This is a genomic window from Candidatus Symbiopectobacterium sp. NZEC135 (assembly GCF_025962695.1).
This window is the reverse complement of sequence record NZ_JAGFPF010001320.1, coordinates 1-584: the sequence shown is the minus strand read 5'-3', so window position 1 is coordinate 584 and position 584 is coordinate 1. Positions and strand designations below refer to the sequence as shown.

Sequence of the window (584 nt, the reverse complement as noted above, 5' to 3'; positions counted from 1 at the left end):
GCACTGCGTGCCCAGGTTGGGTCCTTGCCGGTTGGTAGCAAGGTCAAACTGGGGCTGCTGCGTGAAGGTAAACCGTTAACGGTAGAAGTCACTTTGCAGCAGACCAGTCAGACACAGGTCGCATCCGGCAATCTCTACACCGGCATCAGCGGCGCATCGCTCAGCAACACCGAAATCGACGGTCAGAAAGGCGTCAAGGTGGACGAGGTGAAAGCCGGTTCGGCGGCGGCGAAAATCGGCAGTACCTCGGTGAACTGCGTAAAATTCTGGACAGCAAACCTCCGGTGTTGGCGCTGAATGTGTTGCGCGGTAATACCACGCTTTATCTGTTGGCACAATAAACGCTAGCGGTTTCAGACTGAAAGGAGCGTATTCTTGACGCTCCTTTTTTATTTCCGCTTTTGCCCTGCGCCGCCTCGCTCTTATTTTGTGATATTTCCCGCAATTCTAATGAATTGGGCTGATGTTTGTGAAATTGCACAATGTCCAGCTTTCAGGGCAACGCTATGATAGTGCAATTGTCACTTTCTCTTTCCAGGGGCGGGAATGGCGTCATATCATCTCAACGCAAAGCTGGCGCAGGA

General features: G+C 52.4%; 1 pseudogene. It reads left to right on the top strand.

From position 1 onward, the window contains the following. Nucleotides 1-341 (top strand): annotated as a pseudogene (locus J5224_RS34050) (serine endoprotease); the annotation flags it as partial. Nucleotides 342-584 lie beyond the last annotated feature (243 nt).